The 20,486-nt window shown below is 46.2% G+C and carries 18 protein-coding genes; 7 read left to right on the forward strand and 11 right to left on the reverse strand.

The features are described 5' to 3' along the window. From RIE73_RS05550 to RIE73_RS05560, 3 genes are all read right to left on the reverse strand, one after another. Positions 1-899: DUF4114 domain-containing protein (locus tag RIE73_RS05550; RefSeq protein ID WP_446400244.1), on the reverse strand; the 899-nt coding region annotated here is incomplete at its 3' end. Positions 900-1,388: 489 nt separating this feature from the next. Then, the gene (locus tag RIE73_RS05555) at positions 1,389-3,872 is read right to left on the reverse strand and encodes an ATP-dependent Clp protease ATP-binding subunit (protein ID WP_446400245.1); all 2,484 of its coding nucleotides are present in this window, start codon (positions 3,870-3,872) and stop codon (positions 1,389-1,391) included. A gap of 294 nt (positions 3,873-4,166) precedes the next feature. After that, positions 4,167-5,051 (reverse strand): isocitrate lyase/PEP mutase family protein, encoded by an 885-nt coding sequence (locus RIE73_RS05560; protein ID WP_446400246.1) that lies wholly within the window; start codon positions 5,049-5,051, stop codon positions 4,167-4,169. A gap of 406 nt (positions 5,052-5,457) precedes the next feature. Here RIE73_RS05560 and RIE73_RS05565 point away from each other — a divergent pair, with 406 nt between their 5' ends. Continuing rightward, positions 5,458-5,805 carry an element excision factor XisI family protein gene (locus RIE73_RS05565; RefSeq protein WP_446400247.1) on the forward strand — a complete coding sequence of 116 codons (348 nt, stop codon included), beginning with the start codon at positions 5,458-5,460 and terminating at the stop codon, positions 5,803-5,805. A 257-nt stretch (positions 5,806-6,062) separates the two neighbouring features. Here the strand turns inward: RIE73_RS05565 and RIE73_RS05570 are convergent, their stop codons facing one another. Further along, on the reverse strand, positions 6,063-8,696 hold the full coding sequence (locus RIE73_RS05570; protein WP_446400248.1) for a tetratricopeptide repeat protein: 2,634 nt from the start codon (positions 8,694-8,696) through the stop codon (positions 6,063-6,065). Between the two features lie 19 nt (positions 8,697-8,715). Beyond that, a complete protein-coding gene (locus RIE73_RS05575; RefSeq protein ID WP_446400249.1) occupies positions 8,716-9,306 on the reverse strand; it encodes a hypothetical protein in 591 nt (196 codons plus the stop codon). 9 nt (positions 9,307-9,315) lie between these two features. On the opposite strand from RIE73_RS05575, the gene RIE73_RS05580 reads away from it, so the two are divergent. Then, a complete protein-coding gene (locus RIE73_RS05580; protein ID WP_446400250.1) occupies positions 9,316-10,227 on the forward strand; it encodes a hypothetical protein in 912 nt (303 codons plus the stop codon). A gap of 358 nt (positions 10,228-10,585) precedes the next feature. On the opposite strand, the gene RIE73_RS05585 is transcribed toward RIE73_RS05580, so the two are convergent. From RIE73_RS05585 to RIE73_RS05605, 5 genes are all read right to left on the reverse strand, one after another. After that, positions 10,586-11,107, reverse strand: a complete 522-nt coding sequence (locus RIE73_RS05585) for a hypothetical protein (protein WP_446400251.1) — start codon at positions 11,105-11,107, stop codon at positions 10,586-10,588. Between the two features lie 137 nt (positions 11,108-11,244). Beyond that, positions 11,245-12,519: a precorrin-6y C5,15-methyltransferase (decarboxylating) subunit CbiE gene (cbiE, locus tag RIE73_RS05590; protein WP_446400252.1), complete on the reverse strand. Its 1,275-nt coding sequence runs from the start codon at positions 12,517-12,519 to the stop codon at positions 11,245-11,247. 188 nt (positions 12,520-12,707) lie between these two features. Further along, the gene (locus RIE73_RS05595) at positions 12,708-13,319 is read right to left on the reverse strand and encodes a cobalt-precorrin-8X methylmutase (RefSeq protein ID WP_446400253.1); all 612 of its coding nucleotides are present in this window, start codon (positions 13,317-13,319) and stop codon (positions 12,708-12,710) included. A gap of 100 nt (positions 13,320-13,419) precedes the next feature. Further along, positions 13,420-14,274 carry an SDR family oxidoreductase gene (locus tag RIE73_RS05600; RefSeq protein WP_446400254.1) on the reverse strand — a complete coding sequence of 285 codons (855 nt, stop codon included), beginning with the start codon at positions 14,272-14,274 and terminating at the stop codon, positions 13,420-13,422. Between the two features lie 238 nt (positions 14,275-14,512). After that, positions 14,513-15,301 (reverse strand): DUF1868 domain-containing protein, encoded by a 789-nt coding sequence (locus tag RIE73_RS05605; RefSeq protein ID WP_446400255.1) that lies wholly within the window; start codon positions 15,299-15,301, stop codon positions 14,513-14,515. A gap of 33 nt (positions 15,302-15,334) precedes the next feature. Between RIE73_RS05605 and holA the strand changes: the two genes are divergently transcribed. After that, complete coding sequence (gene holA, locus RIE73_RS05610) at positions 15,335-16,315, forward strand: DNA polymerase III subunit delta (RefSeq protein ID WP_446400256.1); 981 nt, start codon at positions 15,335-15,337, stop codon at positions 16,313-16,315. A gap of 99 nt (positions 16,316-16,414) precedes the next feature. On the opposite strand, the gene RIE73_RS05615 is transcribed toward holA, so the two are convergent. Next, on the reverse strand, positions 16,415-16,606 hold the full coding sequence (locus RIE73_RS05615) for a hypothetical protein (protein ID WP_446400257.1): 192 nt from the start codon (positions 16,604-16,606) through the stop codon (positions 16,415-16,417). Positions 16,607-16,705: 99 nt separating this feature from the next. Here RIE73_RS05615 and RIE73_RS05620 point away from each other — a divergent pair, with 99 nt between their 5' ends. The 4 genes from RIE73_RS05620 (at position 16,706) to RIE73_RS05635 (ending at position 20,190) form a co-directional block, all read left to right on the forward strand. Further along, entirely contained in the window at positions 16,706-17,188 is a 483-nt protein-coding gene (locus tag RIE73_RS05620) for a DUF4168 domain-containing protein (protein ID WP_446400258.1), read from the forward strand. Positions 17,189-17,332: 144 nt separating this feature from the next. Next, a complete protein-coding gene (locus RIE73_RS05625; RefSeq protein ID WP_446400259.1) occupies positions 17,333-17,797 on the forward strand; it encodes a DUF4168 domain-containing protein in 465 nt (154 codons plus the stop codon). A gap of 20 nt (positions 17,798-17,817) precedes the next feature. Continuing rightward, a complete protein-coding gene (gene ureE / locus RIE73_RS05630) occupies positions 17,818-18,255 on the forward strand; it encodes an urease accessory protein UreE (protein ID WP_446400260.1) in 438 nt (145 codons plus the stop codon). Positions 18,256-18,477: 222 nt separating this feature from the next. Further along, positions 18,478-20,190: a serine/threonine protein kinase gene (locus RIE73_RS05635; protein ID WP_446400261.1), complete on the forward strand. Its 1,713-nt coding sequence runs from the start codon at positions 18,478-18,480 to the stop codon at positions 20,188-20,190. The last annotated feature ends 296 nt before the right edge of the window (positions 20,191-20,486 follow it).

A 20,486-nucleotide genomic window follows, 5' to 3' on the forward strand; every position in this document is an offset into this window, starting at 1 on the left:
CGCAAATCTTCCATCACAAAGGTACTTCCATCCCCGGTGACATCGGCAATTTGCCCGACATGAAACCCATCATCTGGATTCGCTGTCGCCATAGAAAATAGGGGACGCGCCGCCCCTCCCACATCCGGATTATCAAACACCTGTTGTACTGTATTATTGGGAACCAGCATAAAGCCAAATTCATCCCCTGGACGCATTTGGACTGTCTTGACTCCTAGATAGTCCCCAGAATTTCGGTCACTTTCTCCTAATTCGCCAACGAATCGCGCCCCTTCCGTTTGGTCACTAATCACAATATGACCTAACTCCGAATCACTCAACGCACGAGACGCCGCTTCCTGAATAAACGCCTCAGAACCCGGTTCAAACTCCTCCATCCCCTCTAAACTAAAGACAGCGAGTTCACCTTCATATCCCCCACCATCAAAGAGGAAATCAACACTAACCTCCCCAGTTTGTCCAACCGTAAACACGCCGGATTCAAAGCTGGGACTAGAACTGTCTAACCCCGTTAACGGCGATTCATTTAACGGCGTTTCTTCCGTCAGCGCCTCATCTGTCGCTTCACTTTCCGCCACGTCATCCAGTGAGGTAACAAAGGGAATCTCCTCTAAGGTTTCCTCTCCCTCAATCGATGTGACGAAGGGAATCTCCTCTAAATCATTATCTGAACTATCGCCAAACCCTTCCTCAATCTCCGGAATATCAATATCAGCAATTTGGTCAGCCGAGATATCGATATCTACGGGATCTATGGGATTATCTGTGCCATCCAATAAACCACTGGGCGTTAAAATCGGTTCTAAAATAAAAGCTTGTGGTAACTCCTGACTCTTCTTTTTCGGCGCAAATCCTTGAGCAGCAGGACGTTTCTTTGATAAAAAATTAAACCAAGGCATAGATGACCCTTTTGTGAAAATGTGCAGGTAAAATTACAGATTCAGCCAAGCAGCAAAATCGATCAGATGCTATAAGTCGCTAAGGGATTAAACCCATTCAAATTAGCAGGCAAGTTCGACTTGAGCCAAGCCCACAATTATGACGATGAATGAAGGAAACACTGAATAAGCACGCTGAAACCCAAACGCTGCTGCCAGTCAATGTAAACAAATTGTCCAGCAAATTCTGTTACTGAATAGAGCAGCAATTGCCAGCAGCAAACTCGGACAGAAAACGTATTAAGTTGAAGGAAGGCTTTGAACGACATTAATATCTCCAAAGATAAAGTCTTATTGACATGCTTATTGACAGATGAAGACCACCGGATAAAGAACTCACAGCCAAAGAACAACCAAACTGGATCTGATACTTTACCATCGAGGTAAAAAAAGTAGCATGCTACCTCTGGAGGAGGTTACATGCTACGTCTAAAACAGGTGGCTGAAGACTTACCCGACAGGTTGCAGCAATCGCGCTGGCGATTCACCGGGTAAAACCTTCACTTCACCATTCTCATCGACATCAACCACAGCGGTTTCTCCTTCAATGATCTGACTCGATAGCATGGCTTCGGCTAAGCTATCTTCTAATAGCCGCATAATCGTCCGACGTAAAGGACGCGCCCCGTAACTGGGATCATACCCTTCTTCAACTAAACGCTCTTTGAACCGTTCGGTCACTTCTAGGGTAATTCCCTGTTCCATTAAGCGAGTTGACACTTCCACCAGAAGGAGATCAGCAATTTGCTTAATCTCATCTCGGTTTAACTGACGGAAGACAATAATATCGTCAAGGCGATTGAGGAACTCTGGACGGAAATAATCCTTAAGTTCATCATTCACGCGGCTACGAATCCGGTTGTATTGAGATTCAGCGAGGTTGTCTGAATCTTCAAACCCGAAACCACCGCCACCTTTTTCAATCACCCGCGAACCGATGTTCGAGGTCATAATAATCAGGGTGTTCTTGAAGTCCACGGTACGACCCTTAGCATCCGTTAACCGACCATCATCCAACAGTTGCAACAGGGTATTGAAGACATCAGAATGCGCTTTCTCAATTTCGTCAAACAGGAGTACCGTGTAGGGTTGACGCCGGACAGCTTCTGTGAGTTGACCGCCTTCGTCATAGCCGACAAATCCGGGAGGCGAACCGATTAGCTTAGAAACGGTGTGCGGATCCATGTATTCGGACATATCCAAGCGAATCATCGCATCCTCTGACCCGAAGAAGTAAGCCGCCAACGCTTTCGCCAGTTCTGTCTTACCCACTCCCGTTGGTCCAGAGAAGATAAAGCTTGCGATGGGTCGATTCGGGTCTTTTAACCCCACCCGCGCCCGCCGAATCGCTTTGGAGACGGCGGTAACGGCTTCTTCTTGACCAATTAAGCGTTGGTGCAAGGTATCTTCCATGTGCAGCAACAGGGCTGATTCGGATTCGGTCAGCTTGTTGACGGGTACACCAGTCCAGGAGGAGACAATGTGAGCAATATCTTCTTCATTTACCAGCGGTGTCTGCACAGGGGTATCTTCATCGGTTTCCGCTTGCAGAATCGCTTGTAGCTGCGTTTCCAGTTCCTGTTCGCGATCGCGCAATTGGGCGGCTTTCTCAAAGTCCTGGAGACGAACGGCGTCTTCTTTTTCTTTGGTTACCTGACGCATTTGACGCTTGATGTCTCGCGTGGCTGGAGACGGCTGACAATGAATCAGATGGACACGGCTTCCGGCTTCATCAATCAAGTCAATGGCTTTGTCGGGTAAGAAGCGATCACTAATATAACGATCTGACAGTTTCGCCGCTGCATCTAACGCATGATCAGAGATTTCGACTCGGTGATGCTGCTCATAAGCATCCCGTAATCCCTGCAAAATTTCAATGGTTTCCTCAACCGAGGGTTCACCCACCATAATCGGTTGGAAACGGCGTTCTAGGGCGGCGTCTCGCTCAATATGCTTGCGATATTCATCCAATGTCGTCGCCCCGACACATTGGAGTTCACCTCGCGCTAAAGCGGGTTTGAGGATATTCGCTGCATCTAATCCACCTTCTAGCGCCCCAGCACCGACTAAGGTATGGATTTCGTCAATCACCAGGATAATATTCCCCGCTTCCCGCACTTCCTGCATAATCTGCTTGATGCGTTCCTCGAAGTCACCCCGGAAACGGGTACCGGAAATCAGTGATCCGATATCCAGGCTGATCACCTGCTTATTTTCCAATAGTTCTGGCACCTGATTATCGGAAATCCGTTGCGCCAACCCTTCTGCGATCGCGGTCTTACCAACACCCGGTTCTCCCAATAATACGGGATTATTCTTGGTTCGGCGTCCTAAAATCTGGATAATCCGTTCAATTTCCTTGACACGACCCACTACAGGATCTAACTTACCTTCTGAGGCTAACTGGGTGAGATTCCTGCCAAACTCTTCCAAGGTGGCGGACTTTGAGGTGCGACCCATCATTGAAGTACCCGGTCCTCTAGCGGTTGCAGCCGCTGCGACTTCGCCAATGGCTTGAATCAGCTTAGTGCGGGCGGTGGATGGATTAACGCCTAAACTTTGCAACACTTTACCCGCAACGCTGTCGGTGTCTTGCAGGATGGCGAGTAACAAATGCTCTGGACCGATATAATTATGTCCCAGTTGTCGAGCTTCTTTAAAGGATTGCTCAAACAGGCGTTTGGCTTTGGGAGTGAAGGGAATTTCAGCGGGAACAAAGCCTGATCCGCGACCAATGATTTTTTCGACCACCTTCCGGGTTGATTCCAGGGTGACATCCATATCTTTGAGGACAATCGCCGCCACACTGGTTCCTTCTCGCAGCAATCCCAAGAGAATTTGCTCCGTTCCCACGAGGTTATGTCCCAGGCGACGGGCTTCCTCTTGGGCGAGCATAATGGATTTGATAGCTCTGTCTGTAAAATGTTCAAACATGGTGGATTTCCTTTGCCGAGCGGTATATGATTGGCTGAAGGGGTAAACGATTTACCCTTATTTGTAAATTTTTATGTCATTTACACTAACACTCTACCTCTGTATGATTGACTCTATCAGTGGGCAGAACCGTAATGGTTGGGTGTAGTTGCCGTCTACAGGGGATTTCAGGGGATTTCGGTTAAGTTTTGAAGATAGCGTCCCTTTCTACCCATCTATACTGACATTCTTCTATTGGTCAACCGGATCAGAGACGTAGCATGCTACGTCTCTACACTATCTCCCTCATCATTCTCACGCTTCCCCCTGCGGTGATGCTTCTGATACAGTGAACTGCTGTTCGAGTTGGCGATAGTGCGGTACATCAATAAGCTGCTCAAATTCTGGGAAGGAGACGAGATGGGTAAAGCCTGCGGTAGTCCCCTGTTGGCGCAAATGACTCAAACAATCCATCATGGCTTTAGTCGCTGCAAATAAGCCAGAGAGGGGATAGACGACGATTTTGAAGCCTAATTCTTGCAATTGTTGACCCGACAGCACCGGAGTTTTGCCCCCTTCTATCATATTGGCAAACAGAGGTACATTAGGAAGTGCTGATGCGATCGCCTGTAAATCTTCAATAGATTGGGGAGCTTCTATAAAAATGATATCCGCCCCAGCCTCATAATAGGCACGTCCTCGATTAATCGCTTCATCGAGTCCCAAGGGCGCACGGGCATCAGTACGGGCAATGATCACTAAATCACTTTTACCACGAGCGTGAACGGCGGCGCGGATTTTCTGAATATGATCTGCGGCGGGAATTACCCGTTTTCCGGCAAAATGACCACATTTCTTGGGCAACTCTTGGTCTTCCAGGATAATTCCGGCTATACCAAGTTTAACGATATCGGTGACGGTACGGATAACATTGAGGGGGTTTCCGTACCCGGTATCAATATCAGCGATAAGGGGAATGGTAACAGATTCAGCAATTCGTCCAACACTATTGAGCATTTCGGTTGCGGTGAGAAAACCGTAATCGGGTTTACCGAGGGTGGAACCGGAAATGCCAAAGCCACTGGTAAAGATGGCTTCAAAGCCAATTTTTTCGGCGAGTTTGGCGCTGATGCAATCGTAGACGCCGGGAAGGATCAGGGTTTCGGGTTGTTGGAGGAGTTGGCGAAATGTTTTGGTCATTTGTCATTTGTCATTCGTCATTTGTAAGGGTTTGAGGTCTATTGACAAAACTTAGTACAGTGCCATTCTCTTTTTAGCTCAAGCTTTTGACCAAACTTTAGCAAGAATACCACGTAACTATACATATTTGTGTACATTTAGGACTTACGCAGAGCCTCTATCTGTAGGGTGCGTTACGCTGCACTAACGCACCACTGCCACCATATATGATGTACCTGCGTAAGTCCTGACATTAATCGTTTTTTTAGCATCTTAAGATAGAGACGTTCCGGCGGAACGTCTCTACAACAGTTCATTTGTCCTAATCGATATGTCTACTGCTATAACTTGATTATTCTGTATCAATCCTGCCATAAAACAATGTAAAACTGATGATTTACAATCTTGAAGTGGAGGGAATTTTACAATGGCAGAACTAACGGATAAAGTAATCAAGTATCAGCAAATTGTGCAGCAATTGTTGATGGATCATGCAGAAGTTAAGCCAGCTTATGGTGAGTTCGAGGTAGAGACAATCTTTGATACGCAGCGCAATCACTATCAAATTGTGCATCTGGGTTGGCACCATAGGCGCTGGGTGCATCATTGTTTAATGCATCTGGATATTCGGAATGAGAAAATCTGGATTTTTTACAATTCAACGGAGCATGATATTGCGGCAGAATTAGTCAATTTGGGTGTGCCAACACAAGATATTGTGCTAGGCTTTCATCCTCCTTTTATGCGTGAAATGAGTGATTATGCAGTGGGCTAAAAGCAGCAGAATTAAAGAGTCTGCCGTGATGGACAAGCGTAGTGGCGTGGCACACCTTATTTGATGAATTAGAATGGGAGACCCGAAACCGTAGGGGCGCAAAGACTTGCGCCCGATTCAATGGTCAAGTCTATTCCACAATTTTCGCTGGATCAGTCCAGTAGTGGCGTGACCAGATTCAAATAGGACTTTGTTTGTAGTAAGCACAAAGCGTGCTTTAATGCATAGCTGGAGAGAGCTAAAGCTCTCACTACGAACTATTGGGCATTACCAATTAAAATAAAAGGTGACCAATAGAAGGGATGGCGATCAATCTGTTGAAGTTTTGCCTGACGCAGGGCTTCGCCTTTACTCATCCCTTGGTTGAGATTTTGATAAAATTGGGTCATAATTTCGGAGGTTGTTTCATCCTCGGCATTCCACAAACTTGCCATGACTGCTTTAGCACCTGCCCGTTCAAATAAGTAGGCAATACCCGCAATTTCCCGCCCGTCTGATTCTTCTCGCAAGGCGGTTTGACAGGCGCTGAGGACAAGAAGTTCTGTATTTTTCATGCCTAATCGTGCAGCATTGGCGATGTTGAAGGGTTCATCGGCAAATAGGAGAGTGTTGGGTTCCATATCGATACGACGTACACCATTACAGTCTTCTTTTTCTCCTAGACAACAACCCTCAGCTTGAAAACAGCCGTGAGTGGCAAGGTGGATGACTGGGAAGCGGGGGGCGTGGTATTTGAATCTTTCGACAGTGGCGTCATTACCCAGATAGATTTCACTTCTAGGTAGGAGGTTGGGCAGATTTTTGATTTCCGCTTCCGCACCCGGTAAATTATAGGGTTCTTCCGGGATGGGATTCCCTAATCCTAACGCTCCATGCTGTAAAGATGGAGAATTTCCGATGTCTGTCAATTGCAGGGAATTGACACTTAAGCGAGTGAAATAATTGATGGGATAGGTTTCAATTAAGAATTTGCCTGTGTCTCGGTTGTAGAGGGTTTCAAAGGGAATATAACGCAGTTTACCTGTGGCGATGATGGCAATTTTGCTAGGAGAGAATGACTGGATTTGGTCTTCAATGGGACGAATCAATAAGTCGTAGAGTTCGCTCCCCCTGTCGCGGAAGCCTGTGGCATAACGGTTTTGCACTATCTCTCGGTAGTCAGTGATTAGGTTATCTAGTTGATCCGGATCGACGGGAACTTTTTTAACCGTGATGGGTTGGTCTTTCGTCAGGATAAAAATAGCGATATTGTTGGGAACATCTTTTATATTGGTCAGCAAGACGGGCTGAATGACTACTGTACCATCAGGGATACTGGATTGGAGTTGCTCAAGATCATCAGGTGTGGTTTCTAAGAGTTCGGCAACTTCGGGATACTGGCGAGAAATGTCTTCCGCTTCTTGGTTAACTTGTGCCTCAAATTCCCGAAATTGGCGGGAGCGTTCCTCAGAAAAGTTCTCTTGTAATTGCTGGCGGAAGATTTCTAATTGTTGATTTTTTTGATTCCACTGGTCTAGAGATTTTTGGGCTTGGGGATTACTCACTTGGGCATCAATGAGGCGGGTATAATCAGCGAGTTCGGCTGTGCTGTAAAGGTTAATCCATTCAAAAGCTTGTTTAGGTTGATTTTGGTCAATCAAGAGATTCGTTAGAGCAATTACACTACCGGGCTCATTTCCTAAAAATGACTGTCGATTTCCTCGCTGTAAACCCTGGCGCATTTCTAGGGTAATGGTCACAGCTTGGTTATAGTAGTCTAATGCCTTCTGTGGTTGTCCAATGGCACGGTAAACCGCACCAATACTACTGAGAGTAGTGGCAACACCTGTGCGATTACCCACTTCGCGACTAATGGGTAAGGCTTGGTTATAGGATTCTAATGCTTTCTGCGGTTGTCCGATGGCATCGTAGACCGCACCAATATTATTGAGAGTAGCGGCAACACCTGCGCGATTGCCTACTTCCCGAAGAATGGGTAAGGCTTGGTTATAGGATTCTAATGCCTTCTGCGGTTGTCCGATGTCATTGTAAACCGCACCAATATTATGAAGAGTAATAGCAACACCTGCGCGGTCTCCCACTTCGTGACTAATGGGTAAGGCTTGGTTATAGGATTCTAATGCCTTTTGCGGTTGTCCCATGGCACGGTAAACCGCACCGATATTATTGAGAGTAGTGGCAACACCTGCGCGATCACCTACTTGCTGGAAAATAGGTAAGGCTTGGTTATAGGATTCTAATGCCTTCTGCGGTTGTCCGATAGCATGGTAGACCCCACCAATATTATTGAGAGTAGAGGCAACACCTGCACGATCACCCATTTCGCGATGAATGGGTAAGGCTTGGTTATAGGATTCTAATGCCTTCTGCGGTTGTCCCATGGCACGGTAGACCACACCAATATTATTGAAAGTAGTGGCAACACCTGCGCGATCGCCCACTTCCTGACGAATGGGTAAGGCTTGGTTATAGGATTCTAATGCCTTCTGCGGTTGTCCAATCGCATGGTAGACCCTACCAATATTATTGAGAGTAGTGGCAACACTTGCTTGATCGCCCACTTCCTGGAAAATAGGTAAGGCTTGGTTATAGTAATCTAGAGCTTTCTGGTACTGATCAAGCTGCTCATAATTAAAACCAATCCCAAGCATTGCCAACGCTTCTAGCTGTCTATCGTTCAGTTGTCTTGCTAAGTCTAAAACTTGTTGCCAGGTTTCTATAGCTTGTCGATATTGCCCTATTCTTGTTTGCTGGATAGCTTGGTCTACAAGCGCCTCCCATTCTGCCTGTAACTCCTGGGTTTGCGCCCAACTTTGTTGAACCATCAACGGCACAGTTACAGGAACCAAGCCCATACCGACCACTAAAACACCCGATAAAATTTGCCGCATAGCACTCAACCTTCTACACCTAACGGTCAATTGGCGTTGCTGTAATCGTCATCGTTAGTTCTGGCAAATCAAATTCAATCGCATTAACGACATAAATACTATCTCTAGAAATCGAAAGAATATCTTGTAAATACTCACGGCTTAAAACTGTCCCTAACCTGAGACTCGCTGTTTCCGGGTTTTGCAGTTGAAATGCCCAAATCGGCACTCCCTGCCAAACTTGCGGTCTCCTTGTAGAGGAGTCTTCTGATCGCACTTTTCTTCTCACCCTTTGCCCCTGTCGATTGCGAATCCACACCTCATCCTGAAATTCTATTCGGTTCACTTCATCCAGAGGTAAGGTTTCCGAGAAATTATTCTGAGAAATCGTTAGCCCTTCTTCACTCAACGCCGTCAATTGACCACTCATCGAACCCCCAGGTTTTTGCCACACCAAAGCGGAGTCTGGTAGGGCGACTGGTAACGATTGGGCTTGCTGATTAGCGGCTTGAGCAATCTCTCTGGGTTTGCTCATCGTAGTTTCAGCATACCCGATGACTCCAAGACTTGAAACCAGTAGGGTCAAGGTAATGATATTCAGTGCCGTTTTCATCCCTTTGATGATAGTCATATCCGTAATATGATTGAATTGAATAGCGCTGCCAGAAAGTCCGTGGTTTCCACTCCTCCTGATCCTAACGAACCCAACCTATTAGGCAAAGTTACCAGTCTCGTCGTTTTACTCGGTGCGGGGTTGTACTTTACAGGTTGGACATACCGTTGGGCTTATTTTAGCTTTTTTAATCTTGAGGTTTCCACCCTCAACTTCCCCTTTGACTCGTTCTACCTCGCTGCATTCCACGCCCTGTTTGGTTCTCCCTTCGCCATTATCCGGACTGCGATCGCGCTTATTCTCACCGCTACGGCGATTCACCTCACCCTCTGGCTGATTAAACATCCGGTGATGGCGAGTCTCACCACGCTAACCAAAAGAGTGCGATCGCCTCTCCTCAATTACGCCAGACAACACCCCAATGCATGGCTATCCCAAGGGATACAATCCTTGGTTAACTTTAGTTCAACTCAGTTTAATTCGCTGCAATTTTTAGGCTCGCTCACTATCGAAATTGTGATTGTCTTATGGGCATTAACCGCCCTATTTTGGTTAGCCCAATGGCAAGCGGATACCGATGCTTGGTTAGATGCAGTTAACGAAACCTCAACCTTACCGATTATCACCGTAGTTGCTCCAGATAACACTGTTTCCCTGGGACGTCAACTGGACAATCCCTTAGTCAATCCTTCCGGTTTCCGGATTATCGGCGACCAAGATTTATATCAACGACTTCTGGGTAAAGAACTCACCGATACCAGCAATCCAGAAACCCCAATTGTCTGGCGCTTACTCACTGATCGCGACGGTTATTTTTACATTTTTCCAGCTTTACCCGATAAACGCGATCGCACATTGAGTCCACCTGTTGTGATGATGTATGAAAGTGACGGAGGCGATCAACTAATGATCCTTAGTCCTCCAACCTCCCGGAATTAGGGTTGGCTGAATACGTGTTGTAGGGGCGCACCGACGTGCGCCCAATTTCACGGTCAAATCTATTCCACAATTTTAGCTGGGTCAGTCCAGTAGTGGCGTTGCACACCTTAATTGGTGGCATAGACAGGACTTACGCAGCTACACCACATATCGTAGCAAAGGTGCGTTACGCTACGCTAACACACCCTACACATAGAGCCTTTGCGTAAGTCCTAATAGATTGATTTGTTTGGTAGAGAGGGGAACCTTAGCCCTCTCCAACTATGCGTTAAAGCACTAAAGTGCTTACTACAAACAAAGCTCTATTTTAGCTGTGCCACACCAGTCGTAACTGAATTTCCCCCTCACCCCATCTCTCTCAATCCGACTGTTTAACCACTTGCTTTAACCCTTTCTTCCAGTCAGCGGCTCTCTGGGCGTTGGGATAGGTGCCAATCAGTTCTCTTAATTCGGTTTGCTGTTTCTGTTTGAGTTCCGATTTAGTGCGATTTCCCAGGAGACAGATAGCACGTTGTAGACTGTCTTTATCGCCGGGAACTTTTGGCGGTAAGTCTACTGAAAAGGTGGGATGGGGTTTTTGGGAGGATGATTTGATGCTGGTTATGGCAGGTAGATTGGCGGGGAGAGGGGAAAGATCAACAGGATTAATATAACCATACCCCCCTTTTTTGTCCGTGAAACAAAGTCGGGGAATTCCTTTGCGTTGGGTTCCATCCAGTCTGCCAATTCTACCTCTGTATTTGTGTTTTTTGGAATTGGCGGGATCAACAATACACATATCACCGGGATACAAGATATGGTTCTCGGTGGTGGTTCTGCCATTATCCGAGCTTCCGGTACAGTGTTTTCCGTGGTTGAGATAAACTGTAACTTGCTTCATGTCACTGATGATAGACGTAGCCTGCTGCGTCTCTACATACTCTACGACGTATGAATCAGGGCGGGTTTTGTGGTTTAGTTTTTGGTGCCAAGTAGTTTGAGTGGCTAAACCCGCCCCTACAATGGCGAAACACTCCCCTACAAATTATTTATTGTATCCGATCGCATAGCTCGAATAATCGTCACCGGATTTAGGGGGGTAAAACGGGTGAGTTGGGCGATGGGAATGGAACGGGAAAGCTGAACTTGTAATAATCGATACATCCAACCGCGATCGCTAAACCAGTTGACTGCCTGATTCAGGTGTTCTAAGGTGGCTAAGGCTAACACGATTATGCCATTATCTCCTAACTGTGCCTGGGTTCGTTCTAAAATCGCCAACAAATTCCCGCCACTTCCGCCAATAAACACCCGCTGGGGGGTGGGCAGTTGAGATAATATATCCGGTGCTGTACCATAGATAGAGGTAACATTCGTAACCTGTAAACGGCGGCAATTTTGTTCAATTAAAGCCGTTCCCATCGCCGTTTTTTCAATTGCATAGACGTGAGACGTCGGCGATAATCGGGCAATTTCAATCGAGACGGAACCCGTTCCTGCACCAATATCCCAGATAATTTGTTCGGGTTGTAGGGATAGTTCCGCTAAAATCAAAGTACGGATTTCTCGCTTGGTGATTAAACCGGGGCGATCGCGAAAACTGGCAAAACTGTGATCCGATAGCCCTAAAATAGGTAATTTGGCGACATCTAGGGGAATATCACTCGGTTCAGACTGACGCAGGAGAATCACCACATTCAGCGGCGCGATCGCTTCTAAGTGTACCCCATCCACAGGCAAACACCGCACCCGTTCATCGGTTCCACCCAGGTTTTCACACAGCCAAAACTGGTACTCACAGGGTAAATCCAGATCAAGCAATAGATTTGCGATCGCACTCGGCGTATTTATTTTATCCGTAAGCACGGCAATTTTTTCCGTTCCCTGTTGTAATGCTTGGGTTAATCGCTCTAACGAACGCCCGTGACTACTAATTGTCACCGCATCTTGCCAAGGGACTTTCACCCGACTAAAGGCTAATTGTACCGCACTGACATGGGGATGAAACGTGAGATGTTCAGGTGGCAATTCAGCTAATAACAAACGTCCCAAGCCAAAAAACAAGGGATCGCCACTGGTTAACACAATGATACAGCAATTTGGCTCATTCTTAGCCAACTGACGACGAATCTCGCGGAGTACCTGCGTCAAATCGCCCAAAACCAGGCGGGGTGCGGGATGTTCAGGGAAGTAACTCAGGACGCGATCGCTCCCGACTAACAGCGTCGCCCGTTCTACTAATTGTCGCACGGATTCTGTGAGTCCCGCCGCACCATCTAAACCGATTCCGACTACATGAATATCATTTGTCATTTGTTATTCGTTATTTGTTATTAATATTTCATGTAGGGTGGGCAAGAGTTATAATCCTTAAAATTTTTATCATATCGTTTATTGCTCTTGCCCACCACAAGGTAACTGGGTTCGTAGTAGGCACTTTAGTGCCAAAAGCGCTAAAGCGCTTACTACAAGCGCTTACTACAAACGCTTATAAATTAAGTTCACGACTTTTCCCACGCTAAGACAATTAAAGCATTAATAATCGCCGCCGCGACAGGGGAACCCCCTTTGCGTCCATTAATCCGAATTTGTGGGATTGGAGTTTTGGCTAAAGCCTCTTTTGCTTCCACAACCGAAATAAATCCCACAGGTGCGCCAATAACCAAAGCTGGTTTTACTGAAGCTTGTTGTAATTCAGCACATAATGCCAAGAGTGCAGTCGGTGCATTACCAAACACATAAATGGCTTCAGGAAACTGACGATAACAACTTAATAAACCCGTTTCCGTGCGAGTTTTCCCCGGAAGCGCCATCGATGCTTGTTCAACCGCCGCCATTACCGGATTTCCGAAGGTTTTACTTACCATTCCAGTAATTCCCTGTTTAACCATACCCACATCAGTAATAATCGGGGTTTTATTCTGGATAGCTGTAATTCCTGATGCAATTACCTCTGGACTAAAATAAATCAGTTTAGCCAATTCAAAATCAGCCGTACTGTGAATTACCCGACGGACAATAGCATATTCATCAGGCGTGAACCTATGTTCACCCATTTCTTGGTCAATGATCGCAAAACTTTGCTCTAGAATCGGATGATTTAGCGGATTCATAAGTAGGTGGACATAATTAAAGTTAACGGTTGAGATCAGGGAACAGGGAATCGCAGTTATTCAGTAGGAGATTAAAACAAGTGACCGCACAAATTCTAATTCAAACAATCGTCTGGGGATGAATCAACGTGTAACCTGCTGCTTTAATCTTCCGATTGCTGATCTGTGCATTCAGAGGGCGAAAACTGGGTTGAGAAGCATCCCAAACAATTCTCTCTAAACCTTGTTTGTCGCAAACGTAATCGCACAATTCTCGGTAAGTCCAGCGTAAATCATTAACCAGATTATAAATACCATTGAATCTATGCTGACGGGCAAAATCCACTGCTCTAACACTATCATCCAAATGAATCCAAAAACCTACATTTTCACCACTTCCAGGTAAACGTTTTCCCGCCAGACGGCTTAACCGTTTCATTAGCTCTCTACCCGGACCATAGATTCCACCCAAACGCAGGATACAAACACTTAAGTCTTCACGAACAGAACTTAACAAAATCTGTTCTGCTTCACCCAGCACTTGATTATACTCATTATCTGTATCTACCCCGAAAGTCTCATCAACCCACTCACCATTTTTGTTCCCGTATACAGAACAGCTACTCAGGTAAATTAACTGCTTAACACTAGAATTCTCCTTCAATGCAGCTACCAAATTTTCCGCTGTGGGAATGTAGGTTTCCCGATATACCTCTGCATCCACCTGGCGAGTGCTGATTGGAGCAAGACTCACGAGACAGGTATCCTGATTTTGTACCACAGACTTTACAGCTTTGGCATCATTTCCAGTCATAATCACTACCTGCGCGGCTACTTCCTCAAGTTCGGTGACGCGCTCTTTCCTGGTAGTCGTTGCTGTGACGAAGTGACCCTGTTTTTGCAAATGGCAGGCTACAGCCCTTCCCACGTAACCACAACCGATAATTGCCACGTTTTCACAGACCTTTTCTACCATCAATGTAACCCTCCTATTTAATAATCGCAACTATTTTAGTAATACTATATCCTACCATCTCCTACTCACAACTAACGCCAAACCCTCTGCGAACCTCTGCGCTTACCTCTGCGTCCCTCTGCGTTAAAACGATCCAATTCTGAGACCAAACCACTCAAAACAATCCCATCTTCAACAACCTCACAGAGGGCAGGTTTAAAACTAATCAACGTAAACCTTCCCCCCACCCCACACTAACTCAAAAATCAACCACCGGAAAATCCGATTTGCGATAGAAATGAGTCATATTATCAAACTTCCGCAACTCAGCCCGCTTAACCAAAAATAAATTATCCTCCTTCCCTAACCATTGCTGATTCAAATCCGATAACATACTACTAATGCGATCGCGCTCAAGCTGTGCTGGAATTTCCCCGAAGTATCCTAACGTAATATGCGCCGTAAAATGGTACTGCTGCTCAACCCCCAAACCAATTAATCCCGGATTTTGATAAAGACAACGCCGGAACTCAACCACTCGTTGGTAAGATTTTTCATCTTTTGGCACCAAACAAACCCCAATCGCACGGGGCATAACAATCACGCCGAAAAACTGCCAATATATAGGATAAGAATTCCTATACAACTCCTGATATTGCCCAAAACTCTCTCGAATACGTCCCTGAAGTTGCGGTTCAAACTCTGGATTATCCTGCACCGCATCCCGATAATTATTCTCCCAAATTAAATCCGCCAGCGTGAAATGAAAACTCTCAGGCGGCAGCGATATCATAAAACTAGGTGGCAATTCCTGCTCTAATATCCCTTGTAACTCCTGCAAACTCCCGTAAAACGCCCCATTCTCCGACTCATCCTCCCACGGTGGCGTCATCACCGTGTATCCTGGAAAATTAACCGCCTTAGTTGTGCCATCAGTCAGATGCTCAAACTTCGGTGACTCCTGGATATTGGGTAACTGGGAGTGATAACTATCGGGTACAGTCATCCTCGCCACCCGATTGACATAGGTTGGATAAGTATCATCCACGTTGAATTTCCTCCGAATACGCTAAACGTCCTTATGCCAATTTATCTTTATTGGGGAGACAATGACTTTTCCCTTACCCAAGCCGTCAACGAACTACGCCAGTCTGTCCTCGATCCCAACTGGCTGAGTTTTAACTATGATAAAATTCCCCCAGACCAACCCGACGCCGTAATTCAGGGACTCAATCAGGCGATGACTCCCCCCTTTGGAATGGGAGGGCGATTCGTCTGGCTAGTCGATACCAGCGTTTGCCAAACCTGTTCCGACAACGTTCTGGCTGAACTTCAGCGCACGCTTCCCGCCATTCCGCCAGAATCGATATTACTCCTCACCACTCATCATCGCCCCGATGGGCGACTCAAATCCACCAAACTGCTGCAAAAACACGCCAAAATCAAAGAATTTCCCCTAATTCCCCCCTGGAAAACCGAGGAATTAGTCCAACAGGTTAAATCCTACGCCCAAACCACGGGTGTCAAACTCAACCCCCTAGCAGCTGAACTCCTGGCTGATGCAGTGGGTAACAATACCCGCCAACTTGCCAACGAACTGGATAAATTACGCCTTTACGCGGGTGATGAGACGACTAGCTTAGATGAACGCGCTGTTGCGGCATTAGTCACCACTACCACTCACAGTAGTCTACAATTAGCCGGGAGTATCCTCAAAGGCGATACCCACAAAGCCTTAGGATTGATTACTGACTTAATCAACAATAACGAACACCCATTACGAATTGTCGCCACCCTCGTGGGACAGTTTCGCACTTGGTTATGGGTGAAATTAATGATAAGTGAGGGGGAAAAGGATATCAAAGTTATTGCTAACGCCGCCGAAGTCGGAAACCCTAAGCGTATTTACTTCCTGAAAAAAGATGTGCAACACCTCAGTCTGGGTCAATTAATGGCGACGTTACGAGTTTTATTAGAGTTAGAGGTGAGTCTAAAACGGGGTGCTGACGGACTCTCCACTCTGCAAACCCAAGTGATAAAATTGTGTCAAATTTGTCATTAATTCGTCATTTGTCAGGCAATAGGGAACAGTGAACAGTGAACAGGGAACAGGGAACAGGGAACAGGGAACAGGGAACAGGGAATAGGGAACAGTTAACAGTTAATAGTAATAGTTAACAGGTAAGGTAGAGTTTTGAGTTAACTTCCCCAGCTTCCCCATCTCCCCCATCTCCCTCATCTCCCCCAGCTTCCCCAGCTTCCCCACACCCGACACCCGACACCCGACACCCTCACACCCCACACCCCACACCCGACACCCGACACCCGACACCCGACACCCCACACCCGACACCCCACACCCGACAGCGGAACTTCTATCCCCTAAAATAGTTCAGGAAAAACAAGCCCACTCTGGGTTTTGTTGTGTACTGTTTAAGTATTTGCGATCGCTATGATCACGTCCTACTGTAATCACCCTCATTTGACTCGGTTCTCTCGTCCCCTTATTGTAACGGCACTAACCACCTTAGGGTTACTCTCTGGCTTCATCCCGGAACTTTCGCGACAGTCTCTAACCTTGGACTTCACTCATGCTGTCCATGCTCAACAAGCTGTTACCGAGGCGGAGATAACCAACTATGCTAAAGCCGTTTTAGCCATGGAACCCTTGCGCCAAGTTGCCTATAACGAAATTAAAAAAATCGTAAATGGCAACATTCCTGATATCCAGTGTCATCGCTCAGAAACTATCAATCAATTACCCTCTCAGGAGGCGCGAAAAATTGCCAACACTTATTGTAACCAAGCGTTAGCGCTGGTCAACAACTATTTAACCCCCTCCCGATTCAACCAAATTACCCGTCTGGCAGAACAAGATAGTAATTTACGACAGCGGATTCAAACCAAATTAGCACAACTGCAAGAATCCAGCTAACAGCCAGCAACTCTTGTGGTATAATCCTGCTCGATAAGGAACTCTAAACAGAAAACAAGAACCCTGAGTGTTACTGAGTTCCAAACGGTCAAACCCTGTCAAAATAGAGCGTACACTTTACCGTTGCTACTTGAATCGGATTCCATGCCCATACCGGCGCGATCGCGAACGTTGAGATTTCCCTGGACGAGTTGTGTCACCGCACTCGCCCTCATCCTCTCTGGATGTGCCTCTAACTCCACTCCAGAGGCAAGTCCCACTATTTCCCCGTTACCACCCGAAACCATCACGGAAGAGGAAATCAAAAATTACGCCAAGGCGATTATGGCGATTGAAAGTAGCCGTCAAACTGCTTTCAGCGAAATTCAGCAACAGATAAACCAAGACCAGATTCCTACTATTACCTGTACCCAACCCGATTCCCTCAAAGAACTCCCCGCTGATGTCCAAGGAATTGCCGTCAACTACTGCAATAAAGCCAAAGAAATTGGTGTAAGTCAGGGATTCAATATGGCTCAATTTAACGCCATTACCTATACTGCCCAATTAGACCCCGATTTACAACGGCAAATTCAGAATGAACTGATTCGTCTGCAACGGTCACTTTAGCTTGACAAATTGGGCAATTTATGCTGACGTTGACGCAACGCTTGAACTCAGCGACAGAAATCTCCGCTAATTTTACACTTTCCCTCACCGCCGAGGAACGCACCCGGACGCGCTACCGCTTTGAAACTCCAGAGGGTCAGGGTTTGTATCTGCGTTTACCGAGAGGGACGATTCTCAACGATGGGGATTTACTCCAATCTGAGACAAGTGAGATAGTCGTTCAGATTGCGGCGAAACCCGAACCTGTTTTAACCGTTACGTCCCCCCATCCCCTTAACTTACTGCGAGCCGCTTATCATCTGGGTAATCGCCACGTCCCCTTAGAAATCACTCCTCACTATTTACGCTTGTCACCTGACCCCATTTTAGAAGCGATGCTGAATCAGTTAGGCGTGGACGTGAAGCCAGAAATTGCTCCCTTTCAACCCGAAATTGGGGCGTATCACCATCATGGGTAAGTGGGGAAAACTTAAAGTTGACGGTTGAGATGGGGGAACAGGGAACAGTTAACAGGGAACAGTAGGGATTTGATACTTGTTCACATTTCTTAGTGAAGCGGACAGACTTGATGCTCAGGTACTTACAGTCTATCCCAGCAAGATCCCCGACTTCTTGAAGAAGTCGGGGATCTGTGTACTCTTCCTAATGACTATGATCAAATTAGTGATAGGGCAGATAGAATGAGCCACTTTCCTGACTTTTCCCACTACGGCTATCAGATCAATCAAGAACTCGGTCACAATACTACAGGAGGACGAGTCACCTACCTGGCAAACCCAATCTCGCCAGAGCAACAGAACACTCAAGTTGTGATTAAACAATTTCAATTTGCCCAAATCGGCGCGAGTTGGACTGACTATGAGAGTCATCAGCAAGAAATCAAAATGCTGCGACATCTCAATCATTCCGGTATTCCCCGTTATCTGGATTCGTTTCAAACCGAAGTCGGCTTCTGTATGGTGCAGGAGTATATTCCGGCTAAATCTTTGAGCGAGACTTCTCGTTGGACGCCTCAACAAATCAAGCAACTGGCGCTGAGTGTCTTAACTATTCTGGTTTATTTGCAAGATCAAACTCCAACCGTGATTCATCGGGATATTAAACCCGAAAATATCTTAATCGATGACCAGAATCAGGTTTACTTAGTAGACTTTGGCTTTGCCCGCATTGGCGATGGCGATGTGGGAATGAGTAGTGTGGTTAAAGGCACATTGGGATTTATGCCACCCGAACAGCTCTTTAATCGGCAACTCAGTGCAGCCTCTGATCTGTATGGTTTAGGAGTAACCTTAATTTGCTTACTCACAGGGACTAAATCTACAGATGTTGGCAATTTAATGGATAGTAACTACCGTCTCCATTTTCGCCATTTAGTCCCACCTCTCCAACGCGGTTGGCTCAACTGGTTAGAAAAGATGGTGGAACCCAAACCCCACGATCGCTATGAAGAAGCAGCCGATGCGATCGCGGCACTTAAACCCATCGATGTCAGTCGCTTACCGAAAGTTAGACTAGAACGAGATTACCTGGAATTTAGCGCCTCAGAGTATGGAGAAAAACTCAGCCAAAGTATTAGCGTTAGTAATCCCATTCCCGATACCATACTGTCTGGATGGTGGGAGGTTGCGCCTCATCCGTCTGATCCACCTCATACCCCCTATCATCATGCTTGGATATCCTTTGAGCCGGAGAAATTCGAGGGGAATCAGGTAGAGTGCAAAATTACGGTGGATACCCGTAAGCTAATGGCTGATGCTACCTACACTCGCCAGATTATTCTACACACCAACTCTGACCCCGACACTCATGCGATCGTGATGCAACTGCACACGGCTCCCATCACTCGACTTCCCCAAAATGCATTCAGTCTGATTAAACGATTTGGGGGACATATCTGTATATCGTTCGTCCTAGCCTTTTCAGTCGTTGTTTCAATGGCACTGACATTTTCTAGCATTACTGAATCAGCTATTTTATGGTCATGGTCACTTTTCTATGGGCTAGTCCTATTTATGGGAATAGAGTTTGACATCAGAAATTTTTTGAGTAAAACGTTAATCCAAAAAGGTATTCCGGAAAAACAGGCGACCTCAGTTGGACTTTTATTCAGAGGACTCGGATTTTTCTGGATATTCTGGTTAATGGCTGGATTCGGCTCTACAGTCAATCTTAATCTAGTCGGCAATTTTATCAACATTGAACCGGGATTTCCCCCTTCTTTTCTCATACCCTCCTTTGTCGAGCCATTAGAATTTGCCGCCGTTGCCGGAGTGGCGTTCCTACAACTCGTGGGTATCCCTTTCCTGTTACTCTATTACTTATACTTAAGACCCAACTATTCCAGACTCATAGTTCACTATCGTCAGCACCAGGAACATTTAATTAAACCCTAGTATACCCGCCCAATCCTCAAACTATCCCCTAAAATCACTCAAGCTTGGCAACATAAACAACAAAAATAAGTATGGTTTGGCAAATTGCCACACGCTCAAATCATGCCAACAGTTATTACCCCCTTAGATAAAGGTAGCTGGCTTTTTAAGGGCAGCGAGTATACGCACCTAGACATAAATTATGTATGCTGTACTAAGAAATGTTCACAAGCCTCAAATCCTTACTGTTCCCTGTTAAGAGTTCCCTAATCTCAACCGCTAACTTTAATTTTCTCCGACTACTTAACAAATGACAA

It is taken from the genome of Coleofasciculus sp. C1-SOL-03, from assembly GCF_040220555.1.
GTDB lineage: Bacteria > Cyanobacteriota > Cyanobacteriia > Cyanobacteriales > Coleofasciculaceae > Coleofasciculus.